The organism is Micromonospora sp. CPCC 205546 (genome assembly GCF_036902715.1).
Taxonomy (GTDB): Bacteria; Actinomycetota; Actinomycetes; order Mycobacteriales; family Micromonosporaceae; genus Micromonospora.
The window spans coordinates 1-18,345 of record NZ_JBAKHL010000040.1 but is presented as its reverse complement, the minus strand read 5'-3'; the positions used below and the strand labels follow the sequence as shown (position 1 = coordinate 18,345).

The 18,345-nt window shown below is 74.6% G+C and carries 20 protein-coding genes; 13 read left to right on the top strand and 7 right to left on the bottom strand.

Annotated elements, in window-relative coordinates; genetic code table 11:
- Positions 1–2 precede the first annotated feature (2 nt).
- Positions 3–680: an HAD family hydrolase gene (locus tag V6U77_RS19180; RefSeq protein ID WP_334607697.1), complete on the top strand. Its 678-nt coding sequence runs from the start codon at positions 3–5 to the stop codon at positions 678–680.
- A 105-nt stretch (positions 681–785) separates the two neighbouring features.
- On the top strand, positions 786–2,075 hold the full coding sequence (locus V6U77_RS19175) for a cation:proton antiporter (protein WP_334607696.1): 1,290 nt from the start codon (positions 786–788) through the stop codon (positions 2,073–2,075).
- A gap of 24 nt (positions 2,076–2,099) precedes the next feature.
- Here the strand turns inward: V6U77_RS19175 and V6U77_RS19170 are convergent, their stop codons facing one another.
- On the bottom strand, positions 2,100–3,041 hold the full coding sequence (locus V6U77_RS19170; RefSeq protein WP_334607745.1) for an NAD(P)/FAD-dependent oxidoreductase: 942 nt from the start codon (positions 3,039–3,041) through the stop codon (positions 2,100–2,102).
- A gap of 105 nt (positions 3,042–3,146) precedes the next feature.
- On the opposite strand from V6U77_RS19170, the gene V6U77_RS19165 reads away from it, so the two are divergent.
- Positions 3,147–3,362 carry a DUF3072 domain-containing protein gene (locus tag V6U77_RS19165; protein ID WP_334607695.1) on the top strand — a complete coding sequence of 72 codons (216 nt, stop codon included), beginning with the start codon at positions 3,147–3,149 and terminating at the stop codon, positions 3,360–3,362.
- Here the strand turns inward: V6U77_RS19165 and V6U77_RS19160 are convergent.
- Positions 3,356–3,871 carry a metallophosphoesterase family protein gene (locus V6U77_RS19160; RefSeq protein WP_334607694.1) on the bottom strand — a complete coding sequence of 172 codons (516 nt, stop codon included), beginning with the start codon at positions 3,869–3,871 and terminating at the stop codon, positions 3,356–3,358. The genes V6U77_RS19165 and V6U77_RS19160 overlap by 7 nt on opposite strands.
- 231 nt (positions 3,872–4,102) lie before the next feature.
- Here V6U77_RS19160 and V6U77_RS19155 point away from each other — a divergent pair, with 231 nt between their 5' ends.
- The 5 genes from V6U77_RS19155 to V6U77_RS19135 all read left to right on the top strand — a co-directional run bounded on the left by V6U77_RS19155 (position 4,103) and on the right by V6U77_RS19135 (position 8,703).
- Positions 4,103–5,482: a glycoside hydrolase family 6 protein gene (locus V6U77_RS19155; protein ID WP_334607693.1), complete on the top strand. Its 1,380-nt coding sequence runs from the start codon at positions 4,103–4,105 to the stop codon at positions 5,480–5,482.
- 89 nt (positions 5,483–5,571) lie between these two features.
- On the top strand, positions 5,572–6,363 hold the full coding sequence (locus V6U77_RS19150) for a helix-turn-helix domain-containing protein (RefSeq protein WP_442934461.1): 792 nt from the start codon (positions 5,572–5,574) through the stop codon (positions 6,361–6,363).
- A 115-nt stretch (positions 6,364–6,478) separates the two neighbouring features.
- Positions 6,479–7,063: a general stress protein gene (locus V6U77_RS19145; RefSeq protein WP_334607691.1), complete on the top strand. Its 585-nt coding sequence runs from the start codon at positions 6,479–6,481 to the stop codon at positions 7,061–7,063.
- A 168-nt stretch (positions 7,064–7,231) separates the two neighbouring features.
- Positions 7,232–7,705 carry a MarR family winged helix-turn-helix transcriptional regulator gene (locus V6U77_RS19140; RefSeq protein ID WP_334607690.1) on the top strand — a complete coding sequence of 158 codons (474 nt, stop codon included), beginning with the start codon at positions 7,232–7,234 and terminating at the stop codon, positions 7,703–7,705.
- Between the two features lie 11 nt (positions 7,706–7,716).
- Positions 7,717–8,703 carry a pirin family protein gene (locus tag V6U77_RS19135; protein WP_334607689.1) on the top strand — a complete coding sequence of 329 codons (987 nt, stop codon included), beginning with the start codon at positions 7,717–7,719 and terminating at the stop codon, positions 8,701–8,703.
- Between the two features lie 92 nt (positions 8,704–8,795).
- Here V6U77_RS19135 and V6U77_RS19130 read toward each other — a convergent pair whose 3' ends face one another.
- Positions 8,796–8,924, bottom strand: coding sequence for a hypothetical protein (locus tag V6U77_RS19130; protein WP_334607688.1), 129 nt, complete (start codon positions 8,922–8,924; stop codon positions 8,796–8,798).
- A gap of 143 nt (positions 8,925–9,067) precedes the next feature.
- Here V6U77_RS19130 and V6U77_RS19125 point away from each other — a divergent pair, with 143 nt between their 5' ends.
- The gene (locus V6U77_RS19125; RefSeq protein WP_334607687.1) at positions 9,068–10,657 is read left to right on the top strand and encodes a phospholipase D family protein; all 1,590 of its coding nucleotides are present in this window, start codon (positions 9,068–9,070) and stop codon (positions 10,655–10,657) included.
- A gap of 4 nt (positions 10,658–10,661) precedes the next feature.
- Here the strand turns inward: V6U77_RS19125 and V6U77_RS19120 are convergent, their stop codons facing one another.
- Entirely contained in the window at positions 10,662–11,384 is a 723-nt protein-coding gene (locus tag V6U77_RS19120) for a hypothetical protein (RefSeq protein WP_334607686.1), read from the bottom strand.
- A 373-nt stretch (positions 11,385–11,757) separates the two neighbouring features.
- Between V6U77_RS19120 and V6U77_RS19115 the strand changes: the two genes are divergently transcribed.
- Positions 11,758–12,585: a SigB/SigF/SigG family RNA polymerase sigma factor gene (locus V6U77_RS19115; protein ID WP_334607685.1), complete on the top strand. Its 828-nt coding sequence runs from the start codon at positions 11,758–11,760 to the stop codon at positions 12,583–12,585.
- Between the two features lie 142 nt (positions 12,586–12,727).
- Here V6U77_RS19115 and V6U77_RS19110 read toward each other — a convergent pair whose 3' ends face one another.
- The 3 genes from V6U77_RS19110 to V6U77_RS19100 are packed head-to-tail and all read right to left on the bottom strand — an operon-like array spanning position 12,728 to position 15,500.
- A complete protein-coding gene (locus V6U77_RS19110; RefSeq protein ID WP_334607684.1) occupies positions 12,728–13,318 on the bottom strand; it encodes a GNAT family N-acetyltransferase in 591 nt (196 codons plus the stop codon).
- Entirely contained in the window at positions 13,315–14,829 is a 1,515-nt protein-coding gene (locus V6U77_RS19105) for an APC family permease (RefSeq protein WP_334607683.1), read from the bottom strand. Before V6U77_RS19105 ends, V6U77_RS19110 begins: the two co-directional genes overlap by 4 nt.
- Positions 14,830–14,873: 44 nt before the next feature.
- A complete protein-coding gene (locus tag V6U77_RS19100; RefSeq protein ID WP_334607682.1) occupies positions 14,874–15,500 on the bottom strand; it encodes a GOLPH3/VPS74 family protein in 627 nt (208 codons plus the stop codon).
- 141 nt (positions 15,501–15,641) lie between these two features.
- Here V6U77_RS19100 and V6U77_RS19095 point away from each other — a divergent pair, with 141 nt between their 5' ends.
- From V6U77_RS19095 to V6U77_RS19085, 3 genes are all read left to right on the top strand, one after another.
- The gene (locus V6U77_RS19095) at positions 15,642–16,484 is read left to right on the top strand and encodes a helix-turn-helix domain-containing protein (protein WP_334607681.1); all 843 of its coding nucleotides are present in this window, start codon (positions 15,642–15,644) and stop codon (positions 16,482–16,484) included.
- 39 nt (positions 16,485–16,523) lie between these two features.
- Entirely contained in the window at positions 16,524–16,724 is a 201-nt protein-coding gene (locus V6U77_RS19090; RefSeq protein WP_334607680.1) for a DUF397 domain-containing protein, read from the top strand.
- A 28-nt stretch (positions 16,725–16,752) separates the two neighbouring features.
- A partial coding sequence (locus V6U77_RS19085) for a helicase-related protein (RefSeq protein WP_334607679.1) occupies positions 16,753–18,345 on the top strand: 1,593 nt, incomplete at its 3' end.

Below are 18,345 nucleotides of genomic sequence, written 5' to 3'. Positions count from 1 at the left end.
ACATGCCCACCGACAAGCCCGCCGGTGTCCTCTTCGACGTGGACGGCACCCTGGTCGACACCACCTACCTGCACACCGTCAGCTGGTGGGAGGCGCTGCGCCAGACCGACCGGCCCATGCCCATGGCGACCATCCACCGCGCCATCGGGATGGGCTCGGACAAGCTGCTCGACCACCTCCTCGGCCCGGAGCGCGACCGCAGCGCGGACCAGAAGCTGCGCGACGCCCACGACACCCTCTTCGCCGAGTACTGGGAGCGGCTGGTCCCGCTGCCCCGCGCCGCCGAGCTGCTGCGCGCCTGCGCGGAGCGGGGGCTGCGGGTGGTGCTGGCCACCTCCGCCGCCGAGCACGAGGTGGGCGCGCTGCGCCGGGCGCTGGCCGCCGACGACGTGATCCACACCGTCACCTGTTCGGCGGACGCGCGGGAGAGCAAGCCGGCGCCGGACATCCTGGTCGCCGCGCTGGAGCAGTCCGGCCTCGCCGCCGAACGCGTGGTGTTCGTCGGCGACTCGGTGTGGGACGTCGCCGCCGCCGGCGAGCTGGACATCCCCTGCGTCGGTCTGACCTGCGGCGGCACCGGCCGGGGCGAGCTGGCCGGGGCCGGGGCGGTCGCCGTCTACGAGGACCCCGCCGCGCTGCTCGCCGTCCTTGACGACTCCCCGGTCACCGGCCCACGCTGACCCGCCCCGGTTCCGTCGCTCCGAACAGGAATACGAGAAGTCTTCCGGGGGCAAGGACTTGCACCACCTGCCCGCACGCCGTGGGCGAGGCGGAGAGGTGGGGTCGTGGAGCCGGTAGACGTGGCGTTCGCGGTGGTCGGTCTCGGCGCGCTGCTGGCGGGGATCCTTCCCCGGGTGCTGGAACGCCGGCCGCTGTCCATGCCGATCGCCTTCCTCGGGCTGGGCATGGTGGTCTTCCTGCTCCCGGTCGGGCTGCCGAACCCCGATCCGCTCGCGTACCCCGACGTGGCCACCCACCTCACCGAGATCGGCGTCATCGTGGCGCTGATGGGCGCCGGCCTGAAGATCGACCGGCCGTTGAGCTGGTCCCGCTGGTCGTCGACGTGGCGGCTGCTGGCCGTCGCCATGCCGCTGTGCATCGCGGCGGTGGCGCTGCTCGGCTGGTGGTGGGCCGGTCTGGTGCCGGCCGCCGCGCTGCTGCTGGCGGCGGCCCTGGCCCCCACCGACCCGGTGCTCGCCGCCGACGTGCAGGTCGGCGAGCCCACCGACGTCGAGGACTCCGAGGACGAGGTCCGCTTCGCGCTCACCTCCGAGGCCGGCCTCAACGACGGGTTGGCCTTCCCCTTCGTGTACGCGGCCATCGCCATCGCCACCACCAGCCTGGCCCCCGGCGACTGGCTGGGCCACTGGGTCGGCGTGGACCTGCTCTGGAAGCTGACGGCCGGGGTGGCGGGCGGGTGGCTCATCGGCTGGCTGCTCGGCAAGCTCTTCTTCCGGGCCCCGAGCAAGCTTCGGCTGGCCCGGCACTCCGAGGGCTTCCTCGCGCTGGCCGCGACCTTCCTGGCGTACGGGCTGGTGGAACTCGTGAGCGGGTACGGCTTCCTGGCGGTCTTCGTGGCCGCGCGGGCGATCCGGGCCGCCGAACGTACCCACGAGTTCCACGCCGTGCTGCACGACTTCGCCGAGCAGGTCGAGCGGCTGCTCACCGTGCTGTTGCTGCTGCTCTTCGGCGGCGCCGTGGTGGGCGGCCTGCTGGGCCCGCTGACCTGGCCGGCCGCCGCGGTCGGGCTGGCGCTGGTCTTCGTGGTCCGCCCGCTGGTGGGCTGGCTGTCGCTGCGCGGGGCACCCGGCCGGCCGGCCGAGCACTGGGTGATCGCCCTGTTCGGCATCCGGGGCGTCGGCTCGTTCTTCTACGTCGCGTACGCGACCGCGAAGACCGACTTCCCCCAGGCGGACCTGATCTGGGCGACGGTCGGCCTCGTGGTGATCGTCTCGGTGGTGCTGCACGGCGTCGCGGCGACCCCGGTGATGCAGTTGCTCGACCGGGCGGGGCAACGCACCTCCGACCCGTCGGAGCGCGGCCGGGCCGGCCAACCCGTCGCCGCCGGAGGCTGACCCCGCGCGGGCGGGGCGCTCTCCTCACGCCCCGCGCAGGCGGGCGACGAGGGCCCGGCCGAGATCGCGGCCCGAGAGCCAGGCGCTCTGCACCCGGGGCTTGCCGAAGGCGTCGCCGGCCAGCCCGACGCCGTCGGCGTCGAGGTGGTACGTCCCACCCGGCCCGGCGGTCGGCTTCGCGTAGGTCCAGCGGTGCACGTGCACGTGCTCGGCCGGCTCGGGCAGCCCCAGCAGGTCGCGGACGGCTTCCTCGATCGCCGGGCCGGCCGCGGTGGGCTGGGCCAGGTGGCCGGCGGCGAACTCGGGCGTGGTGTGGGCGACCAGCACCGGCGCGTCGTCGCCGCGGCGGTCGCCGTCGTCGCAGAGGAGGTTCAGCAGCGGGTGGTCGTTGACGAAGGCACCACGGAAGGCCGGCCAGCGACGGGTCGGGAAACGCAGCACCCCGGCCAGCGACGGCGACCAGCGCTGGGCCTGCGTGGCCCGGGTGGCGGCGGTCAGGGCCGGGTCGAGCAGCAGGGCCGCCTGCGGCCCCGGCATGGCGAGCACCACCGCCTCGCAGGGCGCCCCGTCCACCACCGGCCCCGGCTCGACGCCGAGCACGAGCCGGTTCACGGTCACCGGCAGCTCCCGGGCCAGGTGCTCCACGAGCGAGCGCAGCCCCCGGGGCGCCGCCCAGCGCATCGGGCCGGGCACCTCGCGCCGCCCGTCGACGCCGTACGCGACGAAGGTGTCGGTCCACTCGCGGGCCAGGCCGGCCGAGCGCCACTCGTGGGCCACCCCGGCGAAGTCCGGATCGTCGACCGTGAAGTAGGCGGCGCCGGTGTCGGCCGGCCGTCCGTCGAAGCGCCGGCTGGCCATCCGGCCCCCGGGCACCCGGGCGCGCTCCCGGATCTGCACCGGGATGCCGGCGCGGGCCAGCTCCGTCGCGCAGGCCACCCCGGCGATGCCCGCGCCGACCACCACCACACCCGTCCCGTCCCGCGCAGCCATCCGTCGATCGTATGACCGTCGGCCGCATGGAAAGGCGCCGTCCGGGGTATTGGCACGTCTGTTCGAAGGAAGGTGGAGACCATGACGGACCGCATCAGCAGCCAGGCCAACCCGCAGGGCGCCATCAAGGACCCGGACGAGTGGGTCACCGGCGAGGAGCCGCCGACCGCCGCCCAGGAGTCCTACCTGGCGACCCTGGCCCGGGAGGCCGGCGAGGAACCGCCGGAGGGACTGACGAAGGCCGAGGCCTCGAAGCGGATCGACGAGCTCCAGGAGGAGACCGGCCGCGGTCAGTGAACCGTCCGGCGGCGCGGTGGCAGGCGGTGCAGTTCGACCTCGTCGAGTTGCCCCGCCGCCACCCGCGCCGTCAGGTAGGTGGCGTGGGGCTGCGCCCGGCGGTCGGTGGGCGAGCCGGGGTTGAGCAGCCGCAGGCCGCCGGGGGCCACGCTGTCCCAGGGGATGTGCGAGTGGCCGAAGACCAGCACGTCGGCGTCGGGGAAGCGGGCCGCGCAGCGGCTCTCCCGCCCGGCCTTCGGGCCGGTCTCGTGCACGACGGCGACCCGTAGCCCGTCGAGTTCGACCCGGGCGACCTCGGGCAGCCGGGCGCGCAGCGCCGGTCCGTCGTTGTTGCCGTGGACCGCGACGAGGCGGCGCGACCGCGCGGCCAGGGCGTCCAGCAGCGCCTCGTCCACCCAGTCCCCGGCGTGCAGCACCACGTCTGCGGCGTCGACCGCCGCCCAGAGCGGCTCCGGCAGGTCCCGCGCCCGCTTCGGCACGTGCGTGTCGGCAGTGATCACCAGGCGCATGCCCCCATTCTCCACCCGGCGACCGGCGTCCCGCGCCGCACGCGCGGGGCGCTCCGCGGACGCCTGCTGCCCCCGGCGCGAGACCGCCCGCCGCGACGTCGAGGCCGCCCGGCAGCGCGGCCACCACCCCGAAAAGGTCGGCGCCCTTCACATCACCGCGATCGGCACGTATTTTGACGGCGATGCATGGGAGCGCTTCCAGAGGTGCTCCTCGATGGAATGGGAGATCCCGTGAGAAGCAGACCCGCACTCGCCGCGGCCAGCGCCGCCGCGGCGCTCGCCGTCGCCACCACCGTCGCCGTCGGCATCGTCCGAGCGCCCGCCGCGGCCGCCGCCGACTCGGCCTTCTACGTCGACCCGGCCACCGCCGCGGCGGCCTGGGTCGCGGCCAACCCCGGCGACCCTCGGGCCGCCGTCATCTCCGACCGGATCGCGAACGTCCCCCAGGGCCGCTGGTTCACCCGCACCAACACCTCGACCGTACGGTCCGAGGTCGACGCCCTGGTCGGGGCGGCGGCCGCCGCCGGCAAGGTGCCGATCCTCGTCGTCTACAACATCCCCAACCGCGACTGCAGCGGCGCGAGCGGCGGCGGCGCCCCCGACCACGCCACCTACCGGCAGTGGGTCGACCAGGTCGCGGCCGGTCTGGCCGGACGACCGGCGAGCATCGTCCTGGAACCGGACGTGCTGCCGCTCATGACGAGCTGCCAGAACGCGGCCCAGCAGGCCGAGACGAGGGCCTCGATGGCGTACGCCGGCAAGAAGCTCAAGGCGGGCTCGGCCGCCGCGAAGGTCTACTTCGACATCGGGCACTCCGCGTGGCTCTCCCCCGGCGAGGCCGCCTCCCGGCTGCTCGGCGCGGACGTCGCCAACAGCGCGGACGGCATCTCGCTCAACGTCTCCAACTACCGGCGCACCGCCGACGAGGTCGCCTACGCCAAGGCGGTGATCGCGGCGACCGGGGTGTCCCGGCTCAGGGCGGTCGTCGACACCAGCCGCAACGGCAACGGGCCCGCCGGCTCCGAGTGGTGCGACCCGGCCGGGCGGGCCGTCGGCACCCCGAGCACCACCGCCACCGGGGACTCCGCCATCGACGCATACCTGTGGGTGAAACTCCCCGGCGAGGCCGACGGGTGCATCGCGCCCGCCGGCCAGTTCGTGCCGCAGCGGGCGTACGACCTGGCCGTGGCCGCCGGCCCGGCCCCCACCACCGCGCCGCCGACCACCGCCCCGCCCACGACGGCGCCGCCGACCACTCCCCCGCCGACCACGGCCCCACCGACCACTCCCCCGCCGGCCGGCGGCTGCGCGGTCTCGTACACCCCGAACTCGTGGTCCGGCGGCTTCACCGCCGAACTGCGGGTGACCAACCACGGCGCCGCGCTCGCCGGCTGGACGCTCACGTTCGCCCCCGGCGCCGGGGTCCGGCTGACCAACGGCTGGAACGGCGACTGGAGCCAGTCGGGCGACCGGATCACCGCGCGCAACGCCGCGTGGAACGCCGGCCTGCCCGCGGGCGGCACGGTCTCGCTCGGCTTCCAGGGCACCTGGCCGGGCGGCGCCCTGCCCACCCCGACCGGGTTCGCCCTCAACGGCACCGCCTGCTCCTGACCGCCGCGCCCCGCCCGCCCGCGCTCGCGGGCGGGCGGGCGGGGCGACACAGCCGGCACACCGCCTAGGATCGGCGTGTGGGGGCGGCGGTGGCGAAGCGGCAGGCACCGGTCGGGGCGCTGCTGCGGCAGTGGCGCAGACGGCGCGGGCTCAGCCAGCTCGCCCTCGCGGTCGGGGCGGAGGTCTCCACCCGGCACCTCAGCTTCGTGGAGACCGGGCGCTCCGCACCGAGCCGGGAGATGGTCCTGCGGCTGGCCGAGCATCTCGACGTGCCGCTGCGCGAGCGCAACCGGCTGCTGCTGGCCGCCGGGTACGCTCCCGTCTACTCCCAGGCCCCGCTGGACTCCCCCGAGCTGCGGCGGGTCCTCGACGCGGTACGCCGGGTCCTGCGGGCGCACGAGCCGTATCCGGCGGTGGCGGTGGACCGGCGCTGGAACCTGGTCGCCGGCAACGCCGCCCTGGCGCTGCTCACCGAGGGCGCCGCCGCACACCTGCTCCGGCCGCCGGCCAACGCGCTGCGGCTGACCCTGCACCCCGAGGGCATGGCGCCCCGGATCGCCAACCTCGCCGAATGGCGGGCCCACCTGTTGGGCCGACTGCGCCGCAACCTGGCGCTGACCGCCGACGCCGAGCTGACCGCGCTCCACGACGAGCTGCGCGGCTATCCGGGCGGGCCGGCCGAGCCGGACGCCGGCCTGCCCCGCGCCGGGGACGTGGTGGTGCCCCTGCGGCTGCACCACCCGACCGGCGAGCTGGCCTTCCTCAGCACCGTCTCGACCTTCGGCACCCCGCTCGACGTCACCGTCGAGGAGCTCTCCGTCGAGTCCTTCTTCCCGGCCGACGATGCCACCGCCGCGTACCTGCGCGCGGCCGTCGGCTGAGCGCGTCGCCGCCCGGCCGACCGCGCGCCCCGCCATCGGGGCGGGCATCCGCCGTCGTGGTGGCGTTACCCCCGGACGGCGGCGGGAACGCGGGCGTTCGACGAAGGAGGAACTCATGACCACACCGTCGGGTCCCACCTCGGCATGGCGGCCCGGGATGCCGGGCGGCGACACCCTCCCGTCCGGTCCCGCCGGCCGGCCGAGCGCCCCCGGTCAGGACGGGCACGGCCCGGAGACCGGCCCGCCCACCGTGACGATCGGGTCGTACCCGGACTATCCGTCCGCCCAGCGGGTCGTCGACTACCTGGCGGACAACCGGTTCCCCGTCGAGCACAGCGCCATCGTCGGCACGAACCTCACCCTGGTCGAGACCGTGCTCGGCCGGATGACGACCGGCCGGGCGGCCCTGGCCGGCGCCGGTACGGGTGCCTGGTTCGGGCTCTTCATCGGCCTGCTGTTCGGCATCTTCACGACCGGCAACTGGATCGCCGTGATCCTGGTCGGGCTGCTCGTCGGTGCGGTCTGGGGAGCGGCGTTCGGCGCGGTCGCCCACGCGATGACCGGCGGCCGGCGCGACTTCACCTCGGCCAGCTCGCTGCGTGCCGGCCAGTACGCGGTGATCGTCGACGCGCAGTTCGCCGAGCAGGCCCGTCAGCTGCTCGGCCGGATGCACACGACGGCCTCGCCGCCCGCCCGCTGAGAGATCGGCGCGACCGGGGCCGCCGACCTGCGCACGGCGCCTCGGTCGCCGTCGCGCGCCCGGCTCTCGCAGACACCTGATTCAAAGTTGCAGGACGCCTTCCACAGGCGGTCGATGACCGCACTCACGAGCACTAGTTAAATTTTGAATAAGTGCTACTGTCGTGGCGTGACCGAGAGCCTGGACACCGCCCGACTCGCCGCCTGGCGCGCCTACATCGAGGCGAGCCAGCGGCTCTACACGCGCCTGGAGGACGACCTGCGCGCCGACAGCGCGCTCAGCTTCGCCGACTACCACGTGCTCGTCCTGCTCTCCGAGGCGCCGGGCCAGCGGCTGCGGATGGGAGAGTTGGCGAGCCGCCTGGTCTTCTCGCCGAGCCGGCTGACGTACCAGATCACCACCATGCAGCGACGTGGCCTGGTGGCCCGGGAGTCCTGTCCGGACGACCGCCGCGGCAGCGAGGCCGTGCTCACCGCCGCCGGGCTGCTGGCCCTGCGCGAGGCCGCCCCGCACCACCTGCGGTCGGTGCGGGCCCACCTGATGGACGACCTCGACGACGCCGAGGTCGCCTGCCTCACCCGGATCTTCGAGCGACTCGGCCAGCGCCTGCGCGCGGACCGCGACGCCCACCCCCACAGCTAGGGAGTACCCCGATGCCCGCCATCACCGTCGACAACGTGCTCGTCCTGCCCCGCCTGCCCCGGCTCGACGAGTCCACCGCGTTCCGTCCGGTCCGCCGGCTGACCACCGCGCCCAGCGGCTACGAGGGCGAGGGCTTCCCGGTCCGCCGGGCGTTCGCCGGCGTGCCGGTCGGCGAGCTGGACCCGTTCATCCACCTGGACCAGATGGGCGAGGTGGACTACGCCCCGGGCGAGCCCCGGGGCACGGCCTGGCATCCGCACCGCGGCTTCGAGACGGTCACCTACATGATCGACGGGATCATGGACCACCAGGACTCGCAGGGCGGCGGCGGCACCATCACCGACGGCGACACCCAGTGGATGACGGCCGCGAGCGGGCTGCTGCACATCGAGGCGCCGCCGGAACACCTCGTGCTCAGCGGCGGGCTGTTCCACGGCACCCAGCTCTGGGTCAACCTGCCCCGGGCCGCGAAGATGGACCCGCCCCGCTACCAGGACATCCGCGGCCGGGAGGCGGCCCTGCTGACCACGCCCGACGGCGGCGCGCTGATCCGGGTGATCGCCGGCGAGATCGCCGGGCACCGGGGGCCGGGCTCCACCCACACGCCGATCACCATCACGCACGTGACCGTGCAACCCGGCGCGCGGGTGGACCTGCCGTGGCGACCGGACTTCAACGCCCTGGTCTACGTGCTGGGCGGGCGGGGCACGGTGGGCACCGACGGGCGGCCGGTGCACACGGGCCAGCTCGCCGTGCACGGCCCCGGCGACGCGCTGACCTTCGCCGCGGACGCCAGCCAGGACGGCCGCACCCCGGAGCTGGACCTCTACATCATGGGCGGCGAGCCCATCCGGGAGCCGGTGGCGCACTACGGCCCGTTCGTCATGAACACCCGCGACGAGCTGCTGCAGGCGTTCGAGGACTTCAAGGCCGGCCGGCTCGGTGTCGTCCCCACGCAGCGGGTGCCGCACACCGACGGCCCGACCCCCAGGTCCTGAGGCCCGCGCGGCCGGTGGGCGCCCCGGCACCTTCCGGGGCGCCACCGGCGCGGGCACCTTCCGGGGCGCCACGGGCGCGGCGGGACGCGGCGTCAGGAGACGGCGAATATGCCCGCGACGCCCAGGATCACCATGAGCAACACGGTCACCAGCGCACCCCGCTCACTCTCGACCGCCTGCTCGCGGTGCTCGGTCACGGAGTTCGTCGTCTCGCCGGGCATGGTGGTGCCTCCTCGGTGTTCGCGTCGTGATCGGGCGGAGTGTCAGGGGACGTCGTCCCGGGTCACCGGCTCGCCGGTCGGGATGCGCACCCGCGACACGGGTCCTACCGTGAGGACGTTGTCGACCTCGGGGGGCTGGAACGGTGGCACCGCGCAACTGGTTCCTCAGCGCAGCCGAACGCGCCAACCCGGTCTCGGAGTTACCCGCCTGGACCGGTGGAAACCTTGCCGAGCCGTTAATTCACGGTGACGCGTACTTCGACCGGCTGGTCGACGAGGTGGAGGCCCTGGAGTCCGGCGACCACCTCTTCTTCACTGACTGGCGGGGCGACCCGGACCAGCGGTTGCGCCCGGACGGGCCGACCGTGGCGCAGCTGTTCGCGCGCGCCGCGCAGCGGGGCGTGCTGGTCAAGGGCCTGATCTGGCGCTCTCACCTCGACCTCCTGGCCTACTCGGAGGCGGAGAACCGCACCCTGAGCGAGACGGTCTCCGCCGCCGGTGGTGAGGTGCTGCTCGACCAGCGGGTCCGCCGGGGCGGCTCGCACCACCAGAAGCTGGTGGTGCTGCGCCACCTCCGGGCGCCGCAACGGGACGTCGCCTTCGCCGGCGGGATCGACCTGTGCCACAGCCGGCGCGACGACGCCGCGCACCGGGGCGACCCGCAGGCGGTGCGGATGTCCGCCCGCTACGGGGACCGCCCGCCCTGGCACGACGTGCAGCTCGCGGTGCGGGGGCCGGTGGTGGGCGCGTTGGACACCACGTTCCGGGAGCGGTGGACCGACCCGATGCCGTTGGACTCGGAGAACCCGCTCGCCTACCTGCGGGACCGGCTGCGCGGGGCGGACCTGCGGCCCGACCCGCTGCCGCCGCAGCCGCCCGACCCGCCGTCCTGCGGTCCGCACCACGTGCAGGTGCTGCGCACCTACCCGGCGGTGCGGCCCCGCTACCCGTTCGCCCCGGACGGCGAGCGCACGGTGGCCCGCGGCTACACCAAGGCGGTCCGGCGGGCCCGGCGGCTGATCTACCTGGAGGACCAGTACCTGTGGTCCACCGAGGTCGCCGACCTGTTCGCCCGCGCGCTGCGGGACAACCCCGGCCTGCACCTGGTGGCCGTGGTGCCCCGCTACCCGGACGTGGACGGCCGGCTGGCGCTGCCGCCGAACACGGTCGGCCGCGAGCAGGCGCTGTCGCTCTGCGAGCGGGCCGCCCCGGAGCGGGTGCACGTCTTCGACGTGGAGAACCACGCCGGCGATCCGGTGTACGTGCACGCCAAGGTCTGCGTGGTCGACGACGTGTGGGCCAGTGTGGGCAGCGACAACTTCAACCGCCGGTCCTGGACGCACGACAGCGAGCTGTCCTGCGCGGTGCTCGACGACACCCGCGACGAACGGGTGCCCACGGATCCGGCCGGCCTCGGCGACGGCGCCCGGGTCTTCGCCCGGGAGCTGCGGCTGCGGCTGTGGCGCGAGCACCTGGACCGCGACCCCGACGGCGGCGAGGACGCCGACCTGGTCGACCCCGACGACGCCGTGGCGGCGGTCACCGCCTGCGCCGACGCGCTGCGCCGGTGGTACGACGGCGGGTGCGCCGGCCCCCGGCCACCGGGCCGCCTGCTGCCGCACCGCGCGCAACGGCTGCCCTGGTACACCCGGGCCTGGGCACTGCCGGCGTACCGGCTGGTCTACGACCCCGACGGCCGGCCGCTGCGGGCCCGGCGGACCGGCACGTGGTGAGCGCTCAGGCGGGCACGGACAGCGCGTCGACCCGACCGGGCGCGGCCTGGGCGCTGTCCGCGTGGACCGTCAGCCCACCGGGGTAGGCGAACGAGGCGCGCGGCGAGTAGAAGCCGAACCCGATCGTCAACGGGTTCTCCGGGCGCAGCGCGTAGATCGGGTGCGTCGGCTCCAGGAACTCCACCGACTCGATCACGAACGGGTCGACCGGTTCGGCGACGTACGGGTAGACCGAGCTGAGCAACTGTCCGTCGCGGGTGGTGAAGTAGCGGTGGTGGCCGCTGCTGAACGTCCCGCCCGTCTCGCCGACCTGGCAGCGCGCGCGGATCACCGGCACGCCGTCGATCTCCGTCTCGGCGACGATCTCCTCGCCGTGGCGCACGATGCGGGTGCGACCGGCGACGGCCGGCGCCCCCCGCGTCGCCGCGTAGGCGCGTACCCGGTCGCTGCAGGTCACGTAGTGCGTCCACCAGCCGCCGGGGTTCAGCCCGCCCGGCGCGTCCACCCCGGCCAGCACCACCCCGAGGTAGGCCAGCGAGTACGCGCCGAAGCCGGAGGTCTGGCTGTCGTCGTCGACCACGTACTGGTTCATGAAGACCAACCGGTCGGGGGACGGACGCAGCCCGTGCGGGACCAGCGCCGCGACCGCGTCCGGGTCCGCCGGCAGCCAGCCGAAGAAGAGCATGCGGCTGTTGACGACGAGATGGGGAGCGGCGGGGTCGAGCACGGCACCTCCGGATCGGGGCAGGTATCCGCACGCTACGGCCCGTCCCACGACGGGACAACGACGGATGGCCGACTTTCGACGCCGGTCATCCGGGGCGGCCGTGACCGCTCGGCGGCCGACCCGGGCCGACCGTATGGGGATTCTTCGATGTCTGGTCGGGCCGGCTGGCCGTGCGCCCGAGGTAAGCCGGCTCACATCCCACGGGGTTTTGTCGTTTTAGCACCCTTCATGAACGAAAATTACTTAAGTACATCGTACTTTCGGCTAGATTTCGTCAGACCGATCGGGCTAAGGTGACTCCCGAACGGACATCTGAACTTAAACCTAAGCGTCACGTCTTTCATCCGCGGACGAGGTGCAGGGAGGACCACCCATGACCGCGCCAACGATCACCGAGAAGGCGGCCACAACAGCGCCGAGCACCACGCCGAAGCTCGACCCGCGTGCGCTCACCGACAGCGCCGCCGATCTGCTCAACGCGATGGCCGCGCTGCCGGCCGGCCACCCGTCCCGCGCCGCGCTGCGCGACAGGGCGATCGAGGCCTGGCTGCCGCTCGCCAACCACCTCGCCCACCGCTACAGCGGCCGGGGCGAGCCCACCGACGACCTGGCCCAGACCGCCGCGGTCGGCCTGATCAAGGCGATCGACAAGTTCGACCCGTCGCGCGGCGTCGACTTCGCCGGCTACGCGATCCCCACCATCATCGGCGAGCTCAAGCGGCACTTCCGCGACCGCACCTGGGACATCCGGGTGCCGCGTCGCCTCCAGGAGCTGCGGCTGGCCATCTCCGACGCCAACAGCACGCTGCTGCAGACGCTCGGCCGTTCGCCCACGGTCGCCGACATCGCCGCGCACCTCAAGCTCACCGAGGAAGAGGTCCTGGAGGGCCTGGAGGGTGCCCGCGCCTACAACGCGGTCTCGCTCTCCACGCCGACCGGCGACGGCGACCGCGCGACCGAGCTGGGCGACATGCTCGGCGGCGAGGACGGCGAGTTCGAGCTGGCCGAGCTGCGGGTCGCCCTCGGCCCGGCGCTGTCCACCCTCGACGAGCGGGAGCAGAAGATCCTCACGCTGCGGTTCTACGGCAACCTGACGCAGTCGCAGATCGCCGAGCAGATCGGCGTCTCGCAGATGCACGTCTCCCGGCTGCTGGCCCGCGCGCTGACCAAGCTGCGGGGGCAGCTCGACGGCACGTACTAGGGGGTGCCGGCCGGGAACGTCGGTCGAGACGGCACGACGTGGACGGCAGTGACGACGAAGGCCTCCGGTCGTGGAGCGGAACCGTTCAGGAACCGCTCCGCCGACCAGGAGGCCTTCGTATCGCCATGACCGTCCTGTTCGTTCAGCGGGCGGGCTCGCGCCACATGGGCCAGAACGGCGTGCCGTCGGGCAGGTGGAACGGCTCGTCGACCTGGTAGCCGTGCCGTGCGTACAGGTCGCGGCCGATCTCGCTGGCCGCCTCCAGGTAGCCGGGCACCCCCTCGGCGTCGAGAACGGCGTGGTGGTGCCGCAGCAGCGCGCTGCCCAGCCCCTGCCCCTGCCGCTCCGGGGCGACGGCGAGGAACGCCAGGTGGTGGTGGTCGGAGTGCGGGTGATGGGCCTCGAAGAGCTTGTCCAGGTGCGCGAACCGGTCGGTCCACTCCCCGCAGGCCGCGGCCAGCCGGGCGTCGTAGTGCTCGGGCGGCGGGGCCGGTTCGCCCACGGACGGGAACCAGACCGCCACCGCCGCCCGGTCCGCCGTCGCGTGGACGAGGCCGTGCCGCATCGCGTGGTCCACCAGGATCGCGAAGTTCCCGGCCAGCACGGACTGCCGCCGCCCGGCGTCGGGCACCAGCCAGCGGGGAGCGTCGAGAACCATGAACGCCTCGGCGATCCGGCCGGCCACCAGCGACGTGTCCTGCGGTCCGAGCCGATCGACCCGTACGCCGCTCACCGCCGCACCCCCATCTCGCTCGGGACGCGCGGCGTCGTCGGCACCGTCGTCGCCACGCTCTCCGCGCCCAGACCGATCCGGGCGTACGTGTCGGGGCGGCTGCCGCGCAGCACCAGCCCCCACAGCACACCGAGCAACGCGGCGACCGGGTAGACCGCCGGGACCGCCCAGCGCAGGGGCGAGTCCGGTGCCACCCCGAGCAGGTCGGCGAAGTTCGCCACCGCCAGGGTGACGATCACGGCGAGGGCCACGGCGGCGAGGCCGGGGGCGACGGCGCGACGCCACAGTGTCTCGTCCACCCGGCCGCGGGCGAAGAACGCGATCACCGCGACCGAGGTGGTGGCGATCAGCAGCAGCACCCCGAAGCCGCCGGCCGTGCCGACCCAGTAGAACAGCTGCACCACCGGGTCCCAGCCGTTGAACGCGTACAGCACGATCACCACCAGCCCGAGCGCGCTCTGCGCGAGGGAGGCCGCCCGGGGCGACCCGGTGCGCGGCGAGGTCTGCCCGAACACGGCCGGCAGCACCCGCTCCCGGCCGAGCGCGAAGGCGTACCGGGCGGTGGTGTTGTGGAAGGAGATCATCGCGGCGAGCACCGAGGTCAGGAAGAGCGCCTGGCCGATGGTGACGGCGGTGCCCCCGAGGTGCGCCTCGGCGAGGTTGAAGATCAGCCCGATGCTCTGCTCGCCCGCCTCGGCGGCGATCCGGTCCGGTCCCACGGCGACGGTCATGCTCCAGGACGACAGCGCGTAGATCCCCGCGATGATGGCGATGGAGAGGTAGGTGGCCAACCGCACCGTCCGCCGCGGGTCCTTGCTCTCCTCGCTGAACACCACGGCGGACTCGAAGCCGACGAAGCCCAGGATGGCCAGCACCAGCACCGCGCCGGCGCCGGGCACGACGAGGTTCCCCGGTGACAGGGCGGCGAAGCTGACGTCCCCACCGGCCGGGTGGGTCAGCTGTCCGAGGTCGAACACGACGATGACGACCATCTCGGCGACCAGCAGTGCCGCCAGCACCAGACCGTTGAGGTCGACGCGGAGCAGACCGAGCACGCCGACCGTCGCCCAGGCGACCAGCGCCACCAGCCACCACGCGGGAGCCACCCCGAACAGGCGGCCCAGCACCGGCTCGGCCGCGGCGCCGATGGTGCCGTAGAGGCCCACCTGGAGGGCGTTGTACGCGATCAGCGCCACCCAGGCCGCGCCGACGCCGGCCGGGCGGCCCAGGCCCCGCGCGACGTAGGCGTAGAACGCGCCGGCGTTGGTCATCCGCCGGGCCATGGCCACGTAGCCGATGGAGAAGAGGGCGAGCACGGCGGCCACCGTCAGGAAGGCCACCGGGATGCCGAGCACCCCGACGACGCCGTAGCCGGTGGTGACGACGCCGGCCACCACGGTCAGTGGGGCGGCGGCCGAGAGGACGAAGAAGATCACCGACGGCACGCCGAGCCGGCCGCGCGCCAGGGCCTCGGAGACGTTGCTCGATCGGCCGAGCGTGGGTGTCGACATACGCGTACTCCGGTTCGAGGGAGGGAGGGTGGGAGGGGACCCGGTCAGCCGACGCCGCGCAGCACGGCGGCGCCGACCGCGGCCTCGGTGTGCGCCACGAGCTCCCGCAGCGGCGGGGGCAGCGCCGGGACGAGCACGCCCAGCCGGTGGTGCGCCCGGGGGCCGGCGCTCCACAGCACCTCGCGGCTGAGCCCGGCGGCGACGACCAGACCCAGCAGCGTCCCGTCGGGCACGGTCGGCGGTTCCGGCCGGTCGAGCAGGGCGCGCAGCCGGGTAGCCGGCCAGGCCACGGCGTTGAGGTCGATCGGCAGGTAGCTCACCGTGGTGCGGAGCAGTCGCCGGTTCTCCTGCCGGCGCAGCACGCCCGCCCTGACCAGCCGATCCCCCACGGAGGTGGTGGCGGTCTGCGCCAGGAAGCTCAACCAGGTGCGCACCGGGTGCTGCTGCGTCTCGCCGACCAGCTGGTCGAGCACGGTGTGTGCCAGCGCGTCCGCCGGCGGACGGCGGTCGACCACCGTGACCAGTCCGGAGGAGACGGTGACGTGTCCGTAGAGGACCAGCTCACCGAGCAGACCCGCGGCGAGGCCGAGGCCGGTCGCGGTCGGGTGCAGCTTGGCCTTGCCCCGGCTGTCGTTGTGGGTGATCAGGAAGAACTCGTCGGCGATGAGCAACCGGTCCTCCCACTCGCGTTGTCCACAGTGATCGCAACCGGGCAAGGATGCACCGGCCGTGACTGCAACGCAACTCCCGTTTGTGGAAGTTGCACTCCGTGCAGGCGCGACCTGCGGATCTTCCCGTGACAGACTCGGAGGGTGACCGCGAGCCCCACCGTCCGCCGCCGCCGCATCGCCCGGGAACTCCGCCAGTTGCGCGAACGCGCGGGCATGACCCTGGACGTCGCCGCCCGGCAACTGGACATGTCCAAGAGCAACCTGTCCCGCATCGAGAACGCCCAGATCGGCATCAAGCCGCGCGACGTCCGGGCCGCGCTGGCGCTGTACGAGGTGACCGGGGCCGACGCCGAGGCGCTGATCGAGATAGCCCGCGGGGCGCAGCAGCGCGGCTGGTGGCAGAAGTACAGCGACGTGCTGCCGGAGTGGTTCGAGTTCTACGTCGGGCTGGAGGCCGAGGCGGCGACCCTGCGCACGTACGAGGTCGAGGCGGTGCCCGGCCTGCTGCAGACGGAGGCGTACGCGCGGGAGGTCTTCCGGCGCACCGCGGGCGAGGACGGGATCGAGCGCAAGGTCGCCGCGCGGCTGCACCGGCAGAACGTGCTGCACGGCGACGATCCGGTCGAGTTGTCCGTGGTGCTCAACGAGGCGGTGCTCTGCCGCCCGGTGGGTGGCGGCGCCGTGATGGCCGACCAGATGGCCCACCTGGCGAAGATCTCTCAGCTACCGAACGTGACACTGCAGGTACTTCCGTTCTCGGCCGGCGGGCACCCGGCGATGAACGCGCCGTACGTCGTGCTGACGTTCGCCGACACCGCGGACGCCGCCGTGGTCTACCTGGAAAACCTCACGATGGGACTGGCTCTGGAGGAGGCCGGACAGGTGCGCGGGTATAGCCTTGTGCACGAGGAGATGTGCCGGCTGGCACTCGGTCCGGAGGCGTCCCTTGCCCGCCTGACGGAAGCTTCTCGTCACTTTGCGTGACCGCTGACGCGGCGCGCCGGCACAGACGGGGGTACCGCGATGAGCGCGCTCGACCTGACCCTGGCCCAGTGGCGCACCAGCAGCCGCAGCGTGGGCAACGGCAACTGCGTGGAGGTCGCCGCCGTCGGGGACCGGGTCGCCGTCCGGGACAGCAAGGACCGGCCGGGCCCGGTGCTGGCCTTCCCCGCGCCGGCCTGGCACGCCTTCGTCGACGGCATCGACGGGGTACGCCCCGACTGAGCCACCCGGGGCGGTGCGAGACTGGGCCGTGCTCTCGGACGTCCCCCTCGACCTGCCCGTACGGCCCGTGCTGCCGGAGCTGGTCGCGGCGCTGCGCGCCACCGGCGCCGGGGTGCTGGTCGCCCCGCCCGGGACCGGCAAGACGACCCTCGCCCCGCTGGCCGTGGCCGACGAGGTCACCGGCCGCGTGCTGGTCGCCCAGCCGCGCCGGGTGGCCGCCCGCGCGGCGGCGCGCCGGATGGCCGCCCTGCTCGGCGAGCCGCTCGGCGAGCGGATCGGGTACGCCGTGCGCGGCGAGCGCCGCAGCGGGCCGCGGACCCGCGTCGAGGTGGTCACCACCGGGCTGCTGGTGCGGCGGCTGCACCGCGATCCCGAGCTGGCCGGCACCGGCGCGGTGCTGCTCGACGAGTGCCACGAGCGGCAGCTCGACGCCGACCTGGCGCTCGCGTTCGCGGTGGAGGCCCGCGCCGCCCTGCGCCCCGACCTCTGGCTGCTGGCGATGTCGGCCACCCCCGAGGCGGACCGGTTCGCCGCGCTGCTCGGCGGCGGGGGCGGCCCCGCGCCCATCGTGCGGGCGTCCTCGGCCCTGCACCCGGTGGCCCGGATCTGGGCGCCGCCGCCCCGGCCGGTGACCGCGCCCGGGGCCGGCCCGGTCGACCGGGGACTGCTCGACCACGTGGCGGCGACGGTGCGCCGGGCGCTGCGCGAGCGCGACGGGGACGTGCTGGTCTTCCTGCCCGGGGCCGGCGAGATCGCCGCGGTCGCCGGGCGGCTGGCCGACCTGCGTGACACCGTCGCCGTCCTGCCGCTGCACGGGCGCCAGCGCGGCGCCGACCAGGACGCGGCGCTGCGCCCGGCCGACCGGCGGCGGGTGGTGCTGGCCACGGCGGTGGCGGAGAGCAGCCTGACCGTGCCGGGCGTGCGGGTGGTGGTGGACGCCGGGCTCTCCCGGGTCGCCCGGATGGACCTGGCCCGTGGCCTGGGCGCGCTGGTCACCGTCGCGGTGTCCCGGGCGGCGGCCACCCAACGGGCCGGCCGCGCGGGCCGGGAGGCGCCGGGGCACGTCTACCGCTGCTGGTCGGCGGTCACCCACGAGCGGCTGGCCGCGCAGCCGGAGCCGGAGATCGGCACCGCCGACCTGACCGGCTTCGCCCTGGAGCTGGCCGCCTGGGGGTCGCCGGACGGCACCGGGCTGGCCCTGCCCGATCCGCCCCCGGCGGCGTCGATGACCGTCGCCCGCGACACCCTCACCACCCTCGGCGCGCTCGACGCGCAGGGCCGGATCACCGACCGGGGCCGGGCGATCGCCTCGGTCGGGGCGCACCCCCGGCTGGCCCGGGCGCTGCTCGACGGGGCGGCACGGGTGGGCGCGGAGCGGGCGGCGGAGCTGGTGGCCGTACTCGCCGAGGACTCCGTCGCCGGGCCGGGCGACGACCTGACCGCCGCCTGGCGCCGGCTGCGCGCGGGCGCGGACCCGGGCGCCACCGCCCGCTGGCGAGCGGAGGTACGCCGGCTGCGCGCCGCCCTGCCCGACGCGGCGCCGGCGGGGCGGGCCGGCCGGGCACGCCCGACCCACGGTTCCGGCCCGGGGAGGACGGACCGCACTGGGGGGCCGCGGCCC

Bases quoted from the DNA above. Each gene is read 5' to 3' on its own strand.
- V6U77_RS19165 (WP_334607695.1), top strand. From the start codon at position 3,147: ATGACGGACCGCATCAGCAGCCAGGCCAACCCGCAGGGCGCCATCAAG.
- V6U77_RS19135 (WP_334607689.1), top strand. From the start codon at position 7,717: ATGCCCGCCATCACCGTCGACAACGTGCTCGTCCTGCCCCGCCTGCCC.
- V6U77_RS19160 (WP_334607694.1), bottom strand. From the start codon at position 3,871: ATGCGCCTGGTGATCACTGCCGACACGCACGTGCCGAAGCGGGCGCGG.
- V6U77_RS19105 (WP_334607683.1), bottom strand. From the start codon at position 14,829: ATGTCGACACCCACGCTCGGCCGATCGAGCAACGTCTCCGAGGCCCTG.
- V6U77_RS19180 (WP_334607697.1), top strand. From the start codon at position 3: ATGCCCACCGACAAGCCCGCCGGTGTCCTCTTCGACGTGGACGGCACC.
- V6U77_RS19145 (WP_334607691.1), top strand. From the start codon at position 6,479: ATGACCACACCGTCGGGTCCCACCTCGGCATGGCGGCCCGGGATGCCG.
- V6U77_RS19115 (WP_334607685.1), top strand. From the start codon at position 11,758: ATGACCGCGCCAACGATCACCGAGAAGGCGGCCACAACAGCGCCGAGC.
- V6U77_RS19090 (WP_334607680.1), top strand. From the start codon at position 16,524: ATGAGCGCGCTCGACCTGACCCTGGCCCAGTGGCGCACCAGCAGCCGC.
- V6U77_RS19130 (WP_334607688.1), bottom strand. From the start codon at position 8,924: ATGCCCGGCGAGACGACGAACTCCGTGACCGAGCACCGCGAGCAGGCG.